At 60.1% G+C, this 16,025-nt stretch carries 17 protein-coding genes; 10 read left to right on the top strand and 7 right to left on the bottom strand.

All coding sequences use genetic code 11. The annotated features are described in order from the left end of the window. The first annotated feature begins 258 nt into the window (after nucleotides 1–258). From D9M09_RS02650 to yacG, 8 genes are all read left to right on the top strand, one after another. The gene (locus tag D9M09_RS02650) at nucleotides 259–993 is read left to right on the top strand and encodes a TetR/AcrR family transcriptional regulator (protein ID WP_070219369.1); all 735 of its coding nucleotides are present in this window, start codon (nucleotides 259–261) and stop codon (nucleotides 991–993) included. Next, entirely contained in the window at nucleotides 990–2,333 is a 1,344-nt protein-coding gene (locus D9M09_RS02645; RefSeq protein ID WP_070219368.1) for an ABC1 kinase family protein, read from the top strand. The genes D9M09_RS02650 and D9M09_RS02645 overlap by 4 nt, the downstream gene beginning before the upstream one ends. Before the next feature lie 148 nt (nucleotides 2,334–2,481). Continuing rightward, nucleotides 2,482–2,871, top strand: a complete 390-nt coding sequence (locus D9M09_RS02640; RefSeq protein WP_121668510.1) for a hypothetical protein — start codon at nucleotides 2,482–2,484, stop codon at nucleotides 2,869–2,871. A 186-nt stretch (nucleotides 2,872–3,057) separates the two neighbouring features. After that, nucleotides 3,058–3,648: a DUF2867 domain-containing protein gene (locus tag D9M09_RS02635; RefSeq protein WP_070290185.1), complete on the top strand. Its 591-nt coding sequence runs from the start codon at nucleotides 3,058–3,060 to the stop codon at nucleotides 3,646–3,648. 285 nt (nucleotides 3,649–3,933) lie between these two features. After that, nucleotides 3,934–4,803, top strand: a complete 870-nt coding sequence (locus tag D9M09_RS02630) for a prepilin peptidase (RefSeq protein WP_162995548.1) — start codon at nucleotides 3,934–3,936, stop codon at nucleotides 4,801–4,803. A 22-nt stretch (nucleotides 4,804–4,825) separates the two neighbouring features. Further along, nucleotides 4,826–5,473 (top strand): dephospho-CoA kinase, encoded by a 648-nt coding sequence (gene coaE / locus D9M09_RS02625; RefSeq protein ID WP_121668509.1) that lies wholly within the window; start codon nucleotides 4,826–4,828, stop codon nucleotides 5,471–5,473. Nucleotides 5,474–5,535: 62 nt separating this feature from the next. Beyond that, complete coding sequence (zapD, locus tag D9M09_RS02620; RefSeq protein ID WP_070219363.1) at nucleotides 5,536–6,291, top strand: cell division protein ZapD; 756 nt, start codon at nucleotides 5,536–5,538, stop codon at nucleotides 6,289–6,291. Between the two features lie 18 nt (nucleotides 6,292–6,309). Then, nucleotides 6,310–6,501 carry a DNA gyrase inhibitor YacG gene (yacG, locus tag D9M09_RS02615; protein ID WP_034785391.1) on the top strand — a complete coding sequence of 64 codons (192 nt, stop codon included), beginning with the start codon at nucleotides 6,310–6,312 and terminating at the stop codon, nucleotides 6,499–6,501. Between the two features lie 3 nt (nucleotides 6,502–6,504). Here yacG and D9M09_RS02610 read toward each other — a convergent pair whose 3' ends face one another. The 5 genes from D9M09_RS02610 to argJ all read right to left on the bottom strand — a co-directional run bounded on the left by D9M09_RS02610 (nucleotide 6,505) and on the right by argJ (nucleotide 9,800). Next, nucleotides 6,505–6,927 carry a type II toxin-antitoxin system VapC family toxin gene (locus tag D9M09_RS02610; RefSeq protein ID WP_139143048.1) on the bottom strand — a complete coding sequence of 141 codons (423 nt, stop codon included), beginning with the start codon at nucleotides 6,925–6,927 and terminating at the stop codon, nucleotides 6,505–6,507. A 6-nt stretch (nucleotides 6,928–6,933) separates the two neighbouring features. Continuing rightward, nucleotides 6,934–7,143: a FitA-like ribbon-helix-helix domain-containing protein gene (locus D9M09_RS02605; protein WP_070219361.1), complete on the bottom strand. Its 210-nt coding sequence runs from the start codon at nucleotides 7,141–7,143 to the stop codon at nucleotides 6,934–6,936. A gap of 121 nt (nucleotides 7,144–7,264) precedes the next feature. Continuing rightward, on the bottom strand, nucleotides 7,265–7,687 hold the full coding sequence (locus D9M09_RS02600; protein ID WP_121668508.1) for an NUDIX domain-containing protein: 423 nt from the start codon (nucleotides 7,685–7,687) through the stop codon (nucleotides 7,265–7,267). Continuing rightward, nucleotides 7,684–8,565 carry an ATP-binding protein gene (locus tag D9M09_RS02595; RefSeq protein WP_121668507.1) on the bottom strand — a complete coding sequence of 294 codons (882 nt, stop codon included), beginning with the start codon at nucleotides 8,563–8,565 and terminating at the stop codon, nucleotides 7,684–7,686. The genes D9M09_RS02600 and D9M09_RS02595 overlap by 4 nt, the downstream gene beginning before the upstream one ends. Continuing rightward, the gene (gene argJ, locus D9M09_RS02590; protein ID WP_070290173.1) at nucleotides 8,562–9,800 is read right to left on the bottom strand and encodes a bifunctional glutamate N-acetyltransferase/amino-acid acetyltransferase ArgJ; all 1,239 of its coding nucleotides are present in this window, start codon (nucleotides 9,798–9,800) and stop codon (nucleotides 8,562–8,564) included. The genes D9M09_RS02595 and argJ overlap by 4 nt, the downstream gene beginning before the upstream one ends. Before the next feature lie 217 nt (nucleotides 9,801–10,017). Between argJ and D9M09_RS28725 the strand changes: the two genes are divergently transcribed. Beyond that, on the top strand, nucleotides 10,018–11,274 hold the full coding sequence (locus D9M09_RS28725) for an alpha/beta hydrolase (protein WP_139143047.1): 1,257 nt from the start codon (nucleotides 10,018–10,020) through the stop codon (nucleotides 11,272–11,274). 84 nt (nucleotides 11,275–11,358) lie between these two features. Here the strand turns inward: D9M09_RS28725 and secA are convergent, their stop codons facing one another. Further along, nucleotides 11,359–14,130: a preprotein translocase subunit SecA gene (gene secA / locus D9M09_RS02580; protein ID WP_121668506.1), complete on the bottom strand. Its 2,772-nt coding sequence runs from the start codon at nucleotides 14,128–14,130 to the stop codon at nucleotides 11,359–11,361. A gap of 279 nt (nucleotides 14,131–14,409) precedes the next feature. Between secA and D9M09_RS02575 the strand changes: the two genes are divergently transcribed. Continuing rightward, complete coding sequence (locus D9M09_RS02575; protein WP_070222473.1) at nucleotides 14,410–14,919, top strand: DciA family protein; 510 nt, start codon at nucleotides 14,410–14,412, stop codon at nucleotides 14,917–14,919. A 109-nt stretch (nucleotides 14,920–15,028) separates the two neighbouring features. Here the strand turns inward: D9M09_RS02575 and lpxC are convergent, their stop codons facing one another. Beyond that, nucleotides 15,029–15,964 (bottom strand): UDP-3-O-acyl-N-acetylglucosamine deacetylase, encoded by a 936-nt coding sequence (gene lpxC, locus D9M09_RS02570; RefSeq protein ID WP_070222474.1) that lies wholly within the window; start codon nucleotides 15,962–15,964, stop codon nucleotides 15,029–15,031. Nucleotides 15,965–16,025: the final 61 nt, after the last annotated feature.

Genomic DNA, 16,025 nt, shown 5'->3' with positions numbered 1-16,025 from the left:
GAGGTAATCTCGAGAATGGATATGGCAAATACAGTGGTCTGGTTCACGTACTGGTCGGGGCTTGCACGCGTCGTCTGTGGCGTCGTCAAGTTCAAGAGGCACGTGGCCGCAACTTTCTCGCCAGCCATTCTATGAATGGATATTTTGTAGCTGCGGGGGCAACGATATGCCTGCTCGCCGTCGCACTGCTTACATGGTAGGGCCAGACTTGATTGTTTCGCCCCGCCCCGACATTCCACTCTTTTTCAAATTTCGATCATGCGTACTTCCAAAGCCCAACAAGCCAAAAACCATCGGCTGATCATTCAGACCGCAGTGGACCTGATGACCCAGCATGGGTTTGAGGGCACCACGATGAAGCAGATCGCACGTGCCGCCGACGTCGGTGATGCCACCATCTACAAATACTTCCCTACCAAGGAGAAACTGGTAACCGCCTACTTTCAGCAAGCAATTGCAGACGCAGTGGCGCAGGCCGACAAGACGCAGGGACAGAACGAATTTTCGCTGCAGGAGCGCCTGCAACTGGTGATCGAGAGTCTGCTGGAAGGTTTGCTGGCCGACCGCGAATTTGTGGGTCTGGCGCGTGGCATGGTGGAGCGCGCGCCCACGCTGCTGTTGGGCGAGCAACTACCCGGCAAGCCTTTGCTCCAGCAAACCTTCCTCCAGATGCTGGAGCAGGCCGAGACGACCGGTGAAATCGTGCCTTGCGGCTTCAAGCCCAGCCTGGCCGGACTGTTGGCCGACTATGTGTACGGCGTCATTGCGTACTGGCTGCGCGACACCTCCGAGCAGTTTTCCAACACCACACAAATGGTCGATTTAAGTTTGAGCGTGCTGGTGTTAGCCTTGCGCAGCGGCCTGGTGGACAAGCTGCTGGAGCTGGGCGGTTTCATGGTGCGCAGCCAGCTGGCGCGCCTGATGCAAGACGGCAATGGCTTGCTGGATCTGCTGCAATTGGCCCGCCGCGGCTTGGGCGGGGTACGCTCATGAAGCCCACGACCAGGACGAACAAGGTTTCGCAGTTGCCGCGCACCGGACGTCTTTCGCGTGGCGCGATTGTCGGCATGGCAGTGGCGCGGGCCGGGCTGACCCACCTGGGCCATAAGGCCAAGTCGATGACGCGCGACGATGCGAAAACGGAACAGGCCCGCGTGGCACATGAGGCGGAACTCGGGCGCATCCTGTTTGCCGCGTTGAACCAGCTCAAGGGCACGGCACTCAAAGCCTCGCAGCTGCTCAGCATGGAACTAGGCTTTCTACCCGAGGGCATGCGCCAGGAACTGGCCCGCGCCCACTACCAGGTTACGCCGCTGAACCGCGCGTTGGTGATCAAAGTGATGCGCCAGGAGTTTGGCCAGGATCCGCAAGCCCTGTTCCAGCAATTCGATCCGATCGCCTTTGCTGCCGCCAGTCTGGGTCAGGTCCACGCTGCCATCATGAGCGACGGTCTGGCAGTGGCCGTCAAACTACAATACCCCGGAATGGCGGACTCCATTGGCAGCGACATGCGTATGCTGCGCAGCCTGCTGCAAGCCTGGGGGGAACGCTCGGAGATGATGCCCAAAGCCGATATCATCGCGCGCATGATGGATGACATCGAACAGAAACTGGCCGAGGAACTGGACTATTTGCACGAGGCACAGACCATGCAATGGTTTGCACAGCATCTCACGCTGCCGGGCCTGGTGATCCCCCAGCCGGTAATGGACCGCACCACACGCCGCGTGCTGACCATGCAACGCCTGCCGGGACTGCATCTCAACGAATGGTTGCTGACCGAACCCGATCAAGCCGCACGTGATCAGGCTGGTCAGTTGCTGTTTGACGCCTTCTTTCATTGCACCTTTGTGCTGCACCGCTTGCAAGCCGACCCGCATCCGGGCAACTATCTGTTCATGCCGGACGGCCGACTGGGCCTGCTGGACTTTGGCTGCACCCGCACGCTGGCCGCTGACTTTTGCCAAGCGCTCAGCGCGCTTTGGTCGGCACAGTTGCGCACCCCGGCGGACCACAGTGCCATGCATCAGGCCTATCGGGACTTGGGCCTGATTGGGCCGAATCTGAATGAGCAGGACTTTTGCCAGCAACTGCTGCCGGCAATGGCCGAGCGGCATGCCTGGCAGAAGTTGCCGTTTACCGTGGCGGTGTATGACTTTGCGCAACACCCGCCATACCCACGTCCATCAGCCGAGCATCAGCGCCAGGCACTTCAGCACCTGCAGTCCTTGCCGGAGGAACTGCCCTACGTAGACCGGGCCTATTTAGGTCTGATCCAGCTTCTCAAAACCCTCGGTGCACGTGTGCGCACCGCCAACGCCTGGATTCGTTAAATGCATACCACGTTTCCGCCTCCGCGATGCGCGGTCTTCATCATGCCTGGCAGCAGCCGTGCCGCGCTTGCGCAGTATCGCCACCACAGTTCAATCACCCGCCGTGAAACCACCAAGCCTATCGGCAACGCTCTCGAAAAGGAAAAACATGTCCAAGTCTGCGTATAGCGCCAAAGTATTCGCCATCTACTTGTTCGTCGTTGGGCCCGTGTTAGTCGTCGCGCCGAACTTCTTGCTGTCGATCTTACAAATGCCGCCAACCTCCGAGGTCTGGATTCATTTGCTTGGCGTTGTCGTATCCATGATTGGCGTCTATGCGTGGGTCGCAGCCAAGCACGAAAACAAGCCGTTTCTGGTAGCGTCGGTATACACGCGCCTCTTCGTGTTCGCGGCCTTCACGACCTTCGCTGCCATAGGCCTTGCCAGCCCAATGATCGTTTTTTTCGGCGTCGCAGATCTGCTTGGAGGAATGTGGACCTACTTCGCACTGAAAGCCGACGCGCAGTCGGCAAGAACTGTCCTGGCAGGCCAGCACTGAAGCCCGTCCAATCAGAAAAAGACGTGCTTCAGAGAACAGATATTTGACGGACTTATTCACAACTGCGGACTCAAAAAATGCGGTACTCGTCCGTGGTCTATTTGGCGCAATATCAGATGGAGCATTCCGGCCCATGTGACCACTATGCAAGCACTCCGTTCGCCAGTGCACGTTTGCAAACTTGGAATGCGCGCCAATCAAAACAACCGCAGTCCGACCGTCACTCACTTTACAGAGAGCGTTTTATTCATGACAAACGAAGCAAACAAAGTCTTCCTCATTGCCGCACCGGCAGCAGCCATGTCGGCGTCAGGATTGACGCGCATTGATTTCTCCGACGGCTATTCCGGTCAGGGGGATCGAACCTACGTGGACGCCGAACAAGCGGGGCGCGCCGTGTTCGCTGAACCGCATCGCATGCTCACCTGGCTCATTATTCTGCGCAACGGAATCGTCGCACCGTTGGGACTAAAGAAAAGTATTAGCTTTAGCGATCGCGGGCTGGGCAAGATTGGCATGTTTCCGATTATTTCAAGTACGGGCACTGAAGTCGTCGTCGGTGGTGACGACAAGCATCTGGATTTTCGGATCTGGATAAGCATTCAACCGAGTCTGAAAGGATCGGAAGTGACGATTTCAACCTTGGTTAAAATAAACAATCTCTTGGGACGAGTTTATTTGTTTATCATCATGCCGTTTCATAAGCTCCTGACTCGCTCGCTGTTGGCGCGCGCGGTCAACCGGCGCGACAAGGTGCACCGTAAGCCAGAAAGGTGACCTCATTGTTGCCGCCAACCGAATATTGACCATCTAAAGGCAGCGCAGGAGTTTCCAGCGTCCGGTTTGCGGGACAGCCTCCGCAAGCCGGGTGACAAACCCACACATCGGTGAGCGACTGGAAGAATTCGATCCACGCGAAAACTACCGCCGCCATGCTGGCCCGACGTCATCCCTCGACCAGAACCCTGCGCAAAACATCCCCATGCGCCGGCAGATGTTTTACACTGCGGCAGTGCCAAGCAATGTTTGCCCGGCAACATCATCACCTCAGACAACTCCACCATGCTGCAAGATACCCTGCTGTTCGCCGCGCCCGGCAATTTGCCCGTCGCCCTCGTCGCCGCCCTGTTCGGCCTGATCGTCGGCAGCTTCCTCAACGTGGTGATCCACCGCGTGCCGAAAATGATGGAGCGCGACTCCGCTAATTACGTGGCGGAAGAAAGCGGCTTGCCCTTGCCGCACACGGACCGCTACAACCTGATGCTGCCGCACTCAAACTGCACCGCTTGCGGCCACCGCATCACGGCCAAGGAAAACATCCCCGTCATCAGCTACCTGCTGCTGCGCGGCAAATGCAGCGCCTGCAAGGCGCCCATCTCCGTGCGCTATCCGCTGGTGGAGCTGCTGACGGGCGCGCTGTCGGCCCTGTTGATCTGGCATTTCGGCAGCGGCTGGACGGGCCTGGCCACGCTCGTGTTTGCCTGGCTGCTGATCGCCATGACCTTCATCGACGCCGACACGCAAATGCTGCCCGACGACCTGACCTTCCCCCTGCTGTGGGCCGGCTTGCTGGTCAACATCAACGGAACTTTCGTGCCGCTGCAGGACGCCGTCATCGGCGCGGCCGCCGGTTATCTGGCCCTGTGGGCCGTGTACTGGGCCTTCAAGCTGGCGACAGGCAAGGAGGGAATGGGCTATGGTGACTTCAAATTGCTGGCGGCGCTCGGTGCGTGGCTGGGCTGGACCATGTTGCCGACGATCATATTGTTGTCGTCGGTGGTCGGCGCCGTGGTCGGCATCGGCCTGATCGTGTTTGCCAAGCGGGGACGCGACAAACCGATTCCCTTCGGCCCCTACCTGGCGGCGGCAGGCCTGATCGCGCTGCTGTACGGCACGCCCCTGTCGCGGCTCACGCTGGGCCTGACCGGCTGACCGGCCCCTTATGGATACACACATGCAATTACAAAACGCCCCCTATTTCAGCGTCGGACTCACCGGCGGCATCGGTTGCGGCAAGAGCACGGTGGCCGACCTGTTCGCCGCGCGCGGCGCCTCCATCGTCGACACCGACCAGATCGCACACAGCCTGACGGCGCCCAATGGCGCGGCCATGCCAGCTCTGGTGGCGGAATTTGGCCCCGGCTACGCCGATGCGCGCGGCGCCCTCGACCGTACAAAAATGCGCAACCTCGTGTTTTCCGACGCCGCCGCCAAGGCGAAACTGGAAGCCATCCTGCACCCACGCATCCGCCAGGCCACCCTGGAAGCGGCCGCCGCAGCAACGGGCAGCTACGTGATCTTTGCCGTGCCCCTGCTGGTCGAGTCCGGCGGCTGGGTGGAGCGGGTCAACCGCGTACTGGTCATCGATTGCCTGGAAAGCCTGCAAGTGTCGCGCGTGATGGCGCGCAATGGCTTATCGGAAGAACAAGTCAAAGCCATCATGGCCACGCAGGCCACGCGTGCCATGCGCCTGGCGGCGGCGGACGATGTGATCGACAATAATGGCGATTTGGCGGCCCTGGCGCCGCAGATTGCCCAGTTGCACGATTTATATCTGGCATTTTCAAAAAGAATGGCTGGAATCGGGCCGCAACGTTTGTAATTTGTCGACGCTTGGTTCAAAATCACGGGATTGTTTGCAGGTCCTTACTTAAGGGAATTATTTTGATTGTCTACGAATACCCTTTCAACGAACGCATACGTACCTTGTTGCGGCTGGAAGACCTGTACGACAAATTCAAGTTCTTCATCCAGCAAGAGCATGCAATGCAGCATCATGTTGCTTTGGCAACTATTTTCGATATGCTTGAAGTGGCCGGCCGCGCCGACCTGAAGTCCGACCTGCTGCAGGAACTCGAGCGCCAGCGCCAGAGCCTGCTGGGCTACCGCAGCAATCCGAACGTGGAGCCGGAAACCCTGGACGCCATCCTCGGCGAACTCGACAGTGTCAGCGGCGCCCTCGTGGCGGCGCAAGGCAAGACGGGCCAGAATATCCGCGACAATGAATGGCTGATGAGCATCCGCGGCCGCACCATCATCCCGGGTGGCGCCTGCGAATTCGACTTGCCCTCGTACTTTGCCTGGCAAAAACGCAGCTGCGAGCAGCGCCTGACCGATATCCACGCGTGGTTCGCCCCGCTGGCGCCCCTGTTCGACGCGCTGGCCCTGGTCTTGCGCCTGCTGCGCGATTCCGGCGGTCCCGTCAAGCTGATCGCCAATGGCGGCAGCTACCAGCAAATGCTGCAAGGCAAGGTGTATCAGATGCTGCGCCTGAGCCTCGATGAAAACAGCGGCGCCATCCCGGAAATTTCCGCCAACAAATACATGCTGTGGGTACGCTTCACTACCCAGGGCGGCGACTTGAAACCCAAGCCGTTGGAAGAAGATGTACCATTCGAGCTCACGCTCTGTAATTTTTAACTGTTACTTATTTGCCCCATCATGACCGTCGTTAACTGCCCTACCTGTGCCGCCAAAGTCGAATGGACTGAAGCCAATAAATACCGCCCCTTCTGCTCGGAACGCTGCAAGCAGATCGACCTGGGTGCCTGGGCCGAAGAGAAATACACGATCCCTGCCGCCGATCCGTTCGAAGATCCCCTGGCGGACGAAGACAACAAGCCCCAGTAAGCTTCATTTGAATGGATTTTCCAGGCGCAGCCCCTGCGCCGCGAAACTGTCGAGCCTGCCGCTGACCACCGTCAAGCCATAGGCAATGCCCATCGCCGCGATCTGCCCATCGACGCCATGCGCGTGACTACGGCCATGCAGACGCGCGCACACGAGCGCGCAATCGAGGTCGAATTCCAGCAGCCGCGGCGCATATTCCGCCAGCACGGCTTCCAGCCAGCCCTCCAGCGCCAGTGCTTCCAGCGCCGCTTCGCGCCGCCAGCTGCACTGTATGCCTGCGCGCAATTGCGCGATCACCTGCACCGGCACATAACGCAACTCCGGCGCTACCCGCTCGAAAAAATCGGCCACGCCCGCCGGCGCAGCACTGCCCTTGCGCGCAGCAACGATCACATCCGTATCGACCAGATAGGCGGGCATAGGCATGGCGCATCAGGGGCGGCGCTCGAAATCCGCGTCCAGGCCCACGTCGGGCATGCCGCGCAAAATATCGTCGAGCGGGCGCTTCGGCAAGGGCCGCAAGGCGCTGCGCAGGATGTCGCGGTGCTCGTCTTCGATGCTGCGCCCATGCGCGCGGGCACGCTTGTGCAAGGCGGCAATCAGCAATTCATCGGTATCGGTAAAGGTCAGTGTCAGCGGCATGCGAGACTCCCCCGGTGCTTGATGAAAGCACTGTAGCGCAAAGCGCGCACGATACAAGGAAAGTCACAGCAAAGCTTGCGCCAGCACGCAGCATGGTGCTGCCCGCCGGCACAAGTGGAGATCAGGCAGGTATCAGGGATTCCCGGCGTACCGCGTCGAGCCATTCCAGCAGGGGAATGGTGGCCGGCAGCAAGGGTTCCACGCCGACCGTGCCCTGCCAGGCGAACGCCTGCCCTTCCAGGCTTTGCGGCTCGCCGCGCCAGTCGCGGCTGATATAGAAATGCAGGCGCACATGGGCGTGCGGATACACATATTCGACGCCGCACCAGGCTTCGGCGCTGTCGATGTATAAACCCAGCTCCTCGACAAACTCGCGCTTCAAGGCGTCCAAAATGGCTTCGCCCGGTTCGACTTTACCGCCAGGAAATTCCCAATAGCCATCATACGGCTTGCCGGCCGGGCGCTGGCCCAGCAGCACGTCGCCATTCGGTTTCATCAGGATGCCAACGGCCACATCGACCGGTTTCACTTTCATCTCGCTCATTGCGGCAGCTTTCCCGCAGGTAGTTTCCCAGCATAATCGCGCGCAAATTGCCAGGCGACACGGCCCGAACGCGAGCCGCGCTGCAAGGCCCAGCGCAGGGCATCGCCGCGCGCTTGCGCGATCTGTTCCGGCGTGCAGCCGAACGAGGCGAGCCAGTGCGCCGCGATGTCGAGATAATCGTCCTGCTTGAACGGGTAGAACGACAGCCACAGGCCGAAGCGCTCGGACAGCGAGATTTTCTCTTCCACCGTCTCGCCCGGGTGCAAATCGCCATCGTCGTCCGTCTTGTAGCTGCTGTTGTCCGACATGCGCTCGGGCATCAGGTGACGGCGGTTCGAGGTGGCGTAGATCAGCACATTGTCCGATTGCGCGGCGATGCTGCCGTCGAGCGCCACTTTCAGCGCCTTGTAGCCGCTTTCGCCCTCTTCGAACGACAGGTCGTCGCAAAAGATGATGAAGCGCTCGGGACGCGCCGCCACCAGGTCGACGATGTCGGGCAAGTCGGCCAGGTCCGCCTTGTCCACTTCGATCAGACGCAGGCCCTGGCCGGCGAACTGGTTCAGGCATGCCTTGATCAGCGACGACTTGCCCGTACCGCGCGCGCCCGTCAGCAGCACGTTGTTGGCGGGGCGACTGGCAACGAACTGGCGCGTATTCTGCTCGATCTGCGCTTTTTGCGTGCCGATGTTATGCAAGTCATCCAGGGCGATGGACGACACGTGCGCCACCGCCTGCAGATGGCTGGCGGCGCCCTGGCGCCGGCGCCAGCGGAAGGCAAAGCTGTTCCAGTCGGTCGCCGGCAAGGCCGGCGGCAAGATCGACTCCAGGCGCGCCAGTACCCGCTCGGCGCGGATCAGGAATTGATCGAGGGCGGTCATGAGCGGTAGTCGGCGTTGATCGACACGTAGTCATGCGACAGATCGCATGTCCACAGGGTGGCCGTGGCATCGCCGCGCGCCAGCTTGACGCGGATGGTGATTTCGCTTTGCTGCATCACGCGCTGGCCATCCTGCTCCTGGTAATCGGGGTTGCGGCCGCCGTTCTTGGCCACCCACACGTCGTCCAGGTACAGGTTCAATTGACCCACGTCCAGGTCGTCCACGCCCGCGTAGCCGATGGCGGCCAGGATGCGGCCCAGGTTCGGGTCGGAGGCAAAGAACGCGGTTTTCACCAGCGGCGAATGGGCGATGGAATAGGCGATCTTGCGGCATTCTTCCACGTTGCGGCCGTCTTCCACGGTCACCGTCATGAATTTGGTGGCGCCTTCGCCGTCGCGCACGATGGCTTGCGCCAGGAAAGTCGACAGTTCGGTGACGGCGGCCGCCAGTTCTGCATAGTGCGGCGAATCGATGGAATCGATGACCAGGCTGCCGGCGCCCGTGGCGACCAGCATGAACGAGTCATTCGTGGACGTATCGCCGTCGATGGTGATGCAGTTGAACGACTTGTCGGCCGCCTGTTTCACCAGCTGGTCCAGCACGGGCTGGGCCACGGTGGCGTCGAACGCGAGGAAGCCCAGCATGGTGGCCATGTTCGGCTTGATCATGCCGGCGCCCTTGCTGATGCCCGTCAGGGTCACCGTGTGGCCACCGATGGTGACCGTGCGCGAACCGGCTTTCGGCTGCGTGTCGGTGGTCATGATGGCTTCGGCGGCCGAGAACCAGTTATCCGAAGTCAGCGCGGCCACAGCTTGCGGCAAGCCGGCGACCAGACGCTGCACGGGCAGCGGCTCGAGGATCACGCCGGTGGAAAACGGCAGGATTTGCTGCGGCGTGCAGCCCAGCAGTTCGGCCAGCGCGGCGCAGCTGGCCTGCGCGTCGGCCAGTCCCGATTCGCCCGTGCCCGCATTCGCGTTGCCCGTGTTGACCAGCAGCGCGCGGATCGGCGCGGCGCCGGCCGTCACTGCCGCCAGGTTGGCCTTCGAGATTTGCACGGGCGCGGCGCAGAAGCGGTTCAGGGTAAACACGCCGGCCACGGTGGCCGTCGGCGCCAGTTTCAATACCAGCAAATCCTTGCGGTTGGGTTTCTTGATGCCGGCTTCGGCAACACCGATTTCAATGCCGGCGACGGCTTTCAAGTCGGCGGCGACGGGCTTGGGAGAATTGACGGCCATATGAGTTCTTCTGCGAGGGAAAAGGGAAGCGCTATTGTAGCGCCTTCGCGGCGGCATTGACCATGCGGGCGCCCTTATACTCGACGAACATTCGCTCCTGCCCCGGCTCGCAAGCTTGCGATTTGTCATGATGGCAGAGACATGCGTGCCTAAGGTGAGAGTGCACGGTACTTCGCGTGCGACCTTCCAATGCGGCACCAACAGAAGAGAGAATGCCATGCTGAATCAACAGAAATGCGTTTGCCTGATCAAATCATATCGTGTGACAGCCGGGCCTTTGTCCCTGGCCCTATTGTGCAGTGTGCTGAGCGCATGCGCATCCCTGACGCCACCAGCATCGATCAGCACGATCGAGCCCGCCCCGGAAGCGCCTGCAACGGCTTCGCTGCCGCCTCCGCCTCCGCCTCCCCCGCCGCCACGGTCTGCTCCGGCCCCGCCGCCGGTATCGGGCGGACTGCCGGCAGAGGTAGCGGCGCAAGCGGGCAGCACGCTGGTCAGGGTTTATTACGCCACCGACCGGCAATTTCAAGCTGACAAGAAAAACTATAGCTGGCAACCAAACCGCAAAGCGCCTCATTTAAGTTACGGCAGCGTATTGGTCAGTGTTCCCGAGGATAGGAAAATCGGCACCGTAACAAAAACGCCGTGGTGGATTTTAGGTCAAGGCGGCGACGCCCGAAAATACATGCTCATCATGGACCTGGAGCGCTGGTCGGCCGCCAGGTTTTTTGCCACAGTCAAAACGCGGCTGGCAGCCTCTCTCCCCCCGGAGAGGCGGGCCGCCTTCATTTATATCCATGGATACTACAATGCGTTTGACGATGCCGCCTTGCGCACTGCGCAGATGGCTGTCGATCTTAATGTCAACGCCATGCCCGTGTTTTACAGCTGGCCATCGAAGGGAGAATTTACCGGCTATCGTTTTGATGACAACTCTGCTCAATGGACGCAGGCACATCTGCAAAACTTCCTCGCTGATTTCGCCGACCGCTCCGATGCCACCGATATTTACATCATTGCGCACAGCATGGGTAACCGCCCGACGACGATGGCCCTGGCCAACTTGCTGGAAAAACGCCCGGAACTGCTGCCGCGTTTCAAGCAAGTGGTGCTGGCGGCGCCGGACATCAACGCCGATGTATTCCGCGAGCAGATCGCACCTCGCCTTGCCAGTCTGGGCTTGCCAGTCACGCTGTATGCATCGAAGAATGACATGGCTATGCGTTTGTCCTACAGGTATTCCGGTTGGGACAAAATTGGCGACATCCGCGGCCCCATCGTCAACATTCCCGGCCTTGATTTTATCGATGCCTCGAACGTGACAATGAACTTTATCGGCCACGACTATCTTGTCAGCAATCGTGTCGTACTGACCGATGTTGCCACCATGATCAAGGCGGGTCTGCGGGCAAAAGATCGTGGCGGGTTGCGGGGCAGGCCATTACCCGTGCCGCGGTATTGGGAATTTCCTTGAGCTGGCATTGACTGCGACAGAAAAGCAAGCATAAAAAAACGGAGACCGCAGTCTCCGTTTTTTGTTCACACTGACAAACCGCGCTTAAGCCAGCTTGCCGTGGCAAGCCTTGTACTTCTTGCCGCTGCCGCAAGGGCATGGATCGTTGCGGCCGACCTTGACGCCCATGCTCACGCTCATGTCGTCGACATACTGGTCGTTGCTGTCGCCAGCCGTCGGCGCCAGCAGTTCTTCCGGCGCCGCGTTCGGGTCGAATTCGGCGTGCTGGTAGTGCACGTTTTCCACGTGCGACTGCTGCATCGCCTGTTCGGCCGCATCGACTTCTTCGCGCGACTGGATACGCACCGTCATCACGTGTTTCGTGACGTCGTTCTTGATCATGTCGAGCATCTGGCCAAACAGTTCAAACGCTTCGCGCTTGTATTCCTGTTTCGGGTTCTTCTGCGCATAACCGCGCAGGTGAATACCCTGGCGCAGGTGATCGAGCGCCGCCAGGTGTTCGCGCCAGTGGCTGTCCACGCTTTGCAGCATGACATTGCGCTCGAAGCCGCCAAACGATTCCTTGCCGACAATATCGATCTTCGACTGGTACACGGCATCGGCCGCGGCCAGCACTTTTTCCAGGATCTCTTCGTCCGTCAAGGTCGAATCGGCTTCCAGCATTTGCTGCAGCGGCAGGTCGAGCTGCCATTCGCTGGCCAGGGTGTTTTCCAGGCCCTTGATATCCCACTGCTCTTCCACCGATTCGCGCGGCACGTATTCGTGCACCAGGTCCGTGAACACGCCATGGCGCAGCGAGCCGATCATCTCGGAAATATCGGTCGTTTCCAGCAGCTCGTTACGCTGCTGGTAGATGACCTTGCGCTGGTCGTTGGCGACGTCATCGTATTCCAGCAATTGCTTGCGGATGTCGAAGTTGCGCGCTTCGACCTTGCGCTGGGCCGACTCGATCGAACGCGAGACGATGCCTGCCTCGATCGGTTCGCCTTCCGGCATTTTCAAACGGTCCATCACGGCGCGCACGCGGTCGCCGGCGAAGATGCGCAGCAGCGCGTCGTCGAGCGACAGGTAGAAGCGCGAGGAACCCGGATCGCCCTGGCGGCCGGCACGGCCACGCAACTGATTGTCGACGCGGCGCGATTCGTGGCGTTCGGTGCCGATGATGTGCAAGCCGCCCGCATTGACCACGTGGTCGTGCAGCGACTGCCACTCATCGCGCAAGGTCTGCGACTGGGCTGCCTTGTCGGCGTCGCTCAGCTCAGCATTGGCTTCGATGAACTTGATCTGGTTTTCGACGTTACCGCCCAACACGATGTCCGTACCGCGGCCTGCCATGTTGGTGGCGATGGTGATGGCTTTCGGACGGCCTGCCTGGGCGATGATTTCCGCTTCGCGCGCATGCTGCTTCGCGTTCAGCACGTTGTGCGGCAAGCCGGCCTTGGTCAGGATGCCCGACAGCAGTTCCGAGTTCTCGATCGAGGTCGTACCCACCAGCACGGGCTGGCCGCGCTCGTAGCAGTCGCGGATGTCGTTCAACATCGCGTTGTATTTTTCCGCCGACGATTTGTAGACCTGATCCTGGCGGTCCTTGCGCTGCAGCGGACGGTTTTGCGGAATCACGACCGTTTCCAGGCCGTAGATTTCCTGGAATTCGTACGCTTCGGTATCGGCGGTACCGGTCATGCCGGCCAGCTTGGCGTACATGCGGAAGTAGTTCTGGAAGGTGATCGAGGCCAGGGTCTGGTTCTCGTTCTGGATCTTGACGCCTTCCTTCGCTTCGACGGCCTGGTGCAAGCCGTCGGACCAGCGGCGGCCCGTCATCAGACGGCCCGTGAATTCATCGACGATCACCACTTCATTGTTCTGCACCACATAGTGCTGATCCTTGAAGTACAGCGCATGCGCGCGCAGGGCCGCATACAGGTGGTGCACGAGGGTGATGTTGGCCGAATCGTACAGCGACGCGCCTTCCGGCAGCAGGCCCATCTCCATCAGGATGCCTTCGGCCTTTTCGTGGCCGGCTTCCGTCAGCAGCACCTGGTGCGCTTTTTCATCCTTGGTGTAGTCGCCCGGCACTTCAACCTTGCCCTTGCCGTCCGGCGTTTCTTCGCCGATCTGCAGGGTCAGGCGCGCAGGCAGTTCATTGATCTTGTGATACAGGTCCGTGTGGTTCTCGGCCTGGCCCGAAATGATCAGCGGCGTACGCGCTTCATCGATCAGGATCGAGTCGACTTCATCGACGATGCCGAAGTTCAGGCTGCGCTGCACGCGCTCGCGCGCTTCGTAGACCATATTGTCGCGCAAGAAGTCGAAACCGAATTCATTGTTCGTGCCGTACGTGATGTCGGAGTTGTACGCCTGCTGCTTGGCGCTGTGCTCCATCTGCGACATGTTCACGCCCGTCGACAGGCCCAGCCATGCATACAGGCGGCCCATGGTCTCGGCATCGCGCTGCGCCAGGTAGTCATTGACGGTGACGATATGCACGCCCTTGCCCGACAAGGCGTTCAGGTAGGCTGGCAAGGTTGCCATCAGGGTCTTGCCCTCGCCCGTGCCCATCTCCGCGATCTTACCGAAATGCAAGACCATGCCGCCGATCATCTGCACATCGAAATGGCGCATGCGCAGGACGCGCTTGCTGGCCTCGCGGCAAACGGCAAACGCTTCCGGCAACAAGGCATCGAGCGATTCGCCAGCGGCGATGCGTTCCTTGAAGGCAGGCGTTTTCGCTTGCAGCTCGGCATCCGACAGCTTTTCGATGGCCGGCTCGAGCGCATTGATCTCGCGTACCGTTTTTTGGTATTGCTTGAGCAGCCGCTGGTTGCGGCTACCGAAAATCTGGGTCAGTAATGACATGCTTGAATTCTTGAAAAAACGCCGTTAAAAAAAGCTCGGTAGGGAACAACGAGGTAGTAATCGCGTCACCGCACGGAGTTCGACTATGGCAAAAGACGATGATTTTATCATGCGTTCCCGCCAAGGTTGGGGTAATGCACCATATAACAATAGCTTAATGACAAACAAATGGCAGAAATTGCGGACATTTCCCATACTGTAAGGCAATACGACCTGCCCGCCTGCGCCGCACTCGCCGCCGCACTCGTCATGCGCGGGCGAGTGTGCTATGTTTCGGCCATGCGAACTCCCACTTATTCTCCGGCGCCGCGTCGCGGCTATGGCTTCGCCCGTTCCGGCCCGGCCGCGACGGGGGCAACCGATTTTCTGCGCGGCAACGCGACGATGGCTTCCCTGATGCCCACCGTCACGCGCCTGGCCGCCCTGCAGAAAGATTGCGCCAAGGCCTTGCCGGCGATGTTCGAGCATTGCGACATCCTGCAATTCGAAGGCGGGCAGCTGGTGCTGGCCACGCCGAACGCGGCGCTGGCGGCCAAGCTCAAGCAGCAATTGCCGAAACTGCAAGGGGAACTGGAAAGAAAGGGCTGGCAGATTTCAGGCATCAAGCTGAAAGTGCAAGTCATCAAGAGCATTGCGCCCATCGTGCATACGCGGGCACTGGTCTTGCCGGAAAAAGCCATGTCGGCCCTGGAAGAGCTGAGCACGGCATTGCCGCCATCGAAGCAGAACGAGCAGTTGATCGCGGCGCTGCGCAATATGGTGCGCCACCACCGCGAACCTAAAGATTAGCAACGCCAGGCGGCAGCACGTAGGTCGGATTAGGCCCTTCGGGCCGTAATCCAACAACATTGTTGGCGCCTGCGGGATTGTCGGATTACGGCCTGCGGCCTAATCCGACCTACGTCAACGACCACTCGCGCTCCATCTGCCGCAAATACGACTGCGGCGCCGCCTCGTTGGTATCGAACGAGACGATTTCATACGATTCCGGCTGTTCCAGCAGCGCCAGCAGCAGCTGGTTGTTCAGCGCGTGGCCGGACTTGTGCGCCGTGTAATACGCGAGCAACGGGTGGCCCACGAGGTACAGGTCGCCGATGGCGTCGAGGATTTTATGACGCACGAACTCGTCTTCATAGCGCAGGCCATCGGCGTTGAGGATGCGGTACTCGTCCATCACGATGGCGTTTTCCAGCGAACCGCCACGGGCCAGGCCCATGCCGCGCAAGCTTTCCACGTCCTGCATGAAACCGAAGGTACGCGCGCGCGCCACATCGTGCACGTAGGACACGTCGCCGAAATCGACGGAAGCGCGCTGCATCGTGCCATCGACGGCAGGATGGTTGAATTCGATGAAGAAATCGAGCTTGAAGCCGTCGTACGGCGACAGGCGGGCCCATTTTTCCGCGTCGCCCTTGCCTTGACGCACTTCCACGGGCTTGATGACCTTGATGAATTTCTTCGGCGCCTGCTGCTCTTCCACGCCGGCTTGCTGCAGCAGGTAGACGAAGGACGAGGCGGAACCGTCCATGATGGGAATTTCTTCCGCATTCACGTCGATCACCATATTGTCGATGCCCAGGCCCGCTGCGGCCGACATCAGGTGTTCCACCGTGGAAACCCTGGCGCCGTCCTTGATCAGTACGGACGCCATGCGCGTATCGCCCACGGCCATGGCGCTGGCGGGAAACTCGACGATGGGATCGAGGTCGATGCGGCGAAACACGATGCCCGTGTCGATCGCGGCGGGACGCAGAATCAGCTCGACCTTGGTGCCGGAGTGCAAACCGACACCGATGGTGCGGACCTGTTGTTTGATGGTGCGTTGTTTTAACATCTGTCGATTATATCTATTTGCCGGATTTTCGTTGCGGTGCGGCATGGCTCACGCCAGAAAT

It is taken from the genome of Janthinobacterium agaricidamnosum, from assembly GCF_003667705.1.
GTDB lineage: Bacteria > Pseudomonadota > Gammaproteobacteria > Burkholderiales > Burkholderiaceae_D > Janthinobacterium.
This window is presented reverse-complemented; position numbering and strand designations above follow the sequence as displayed.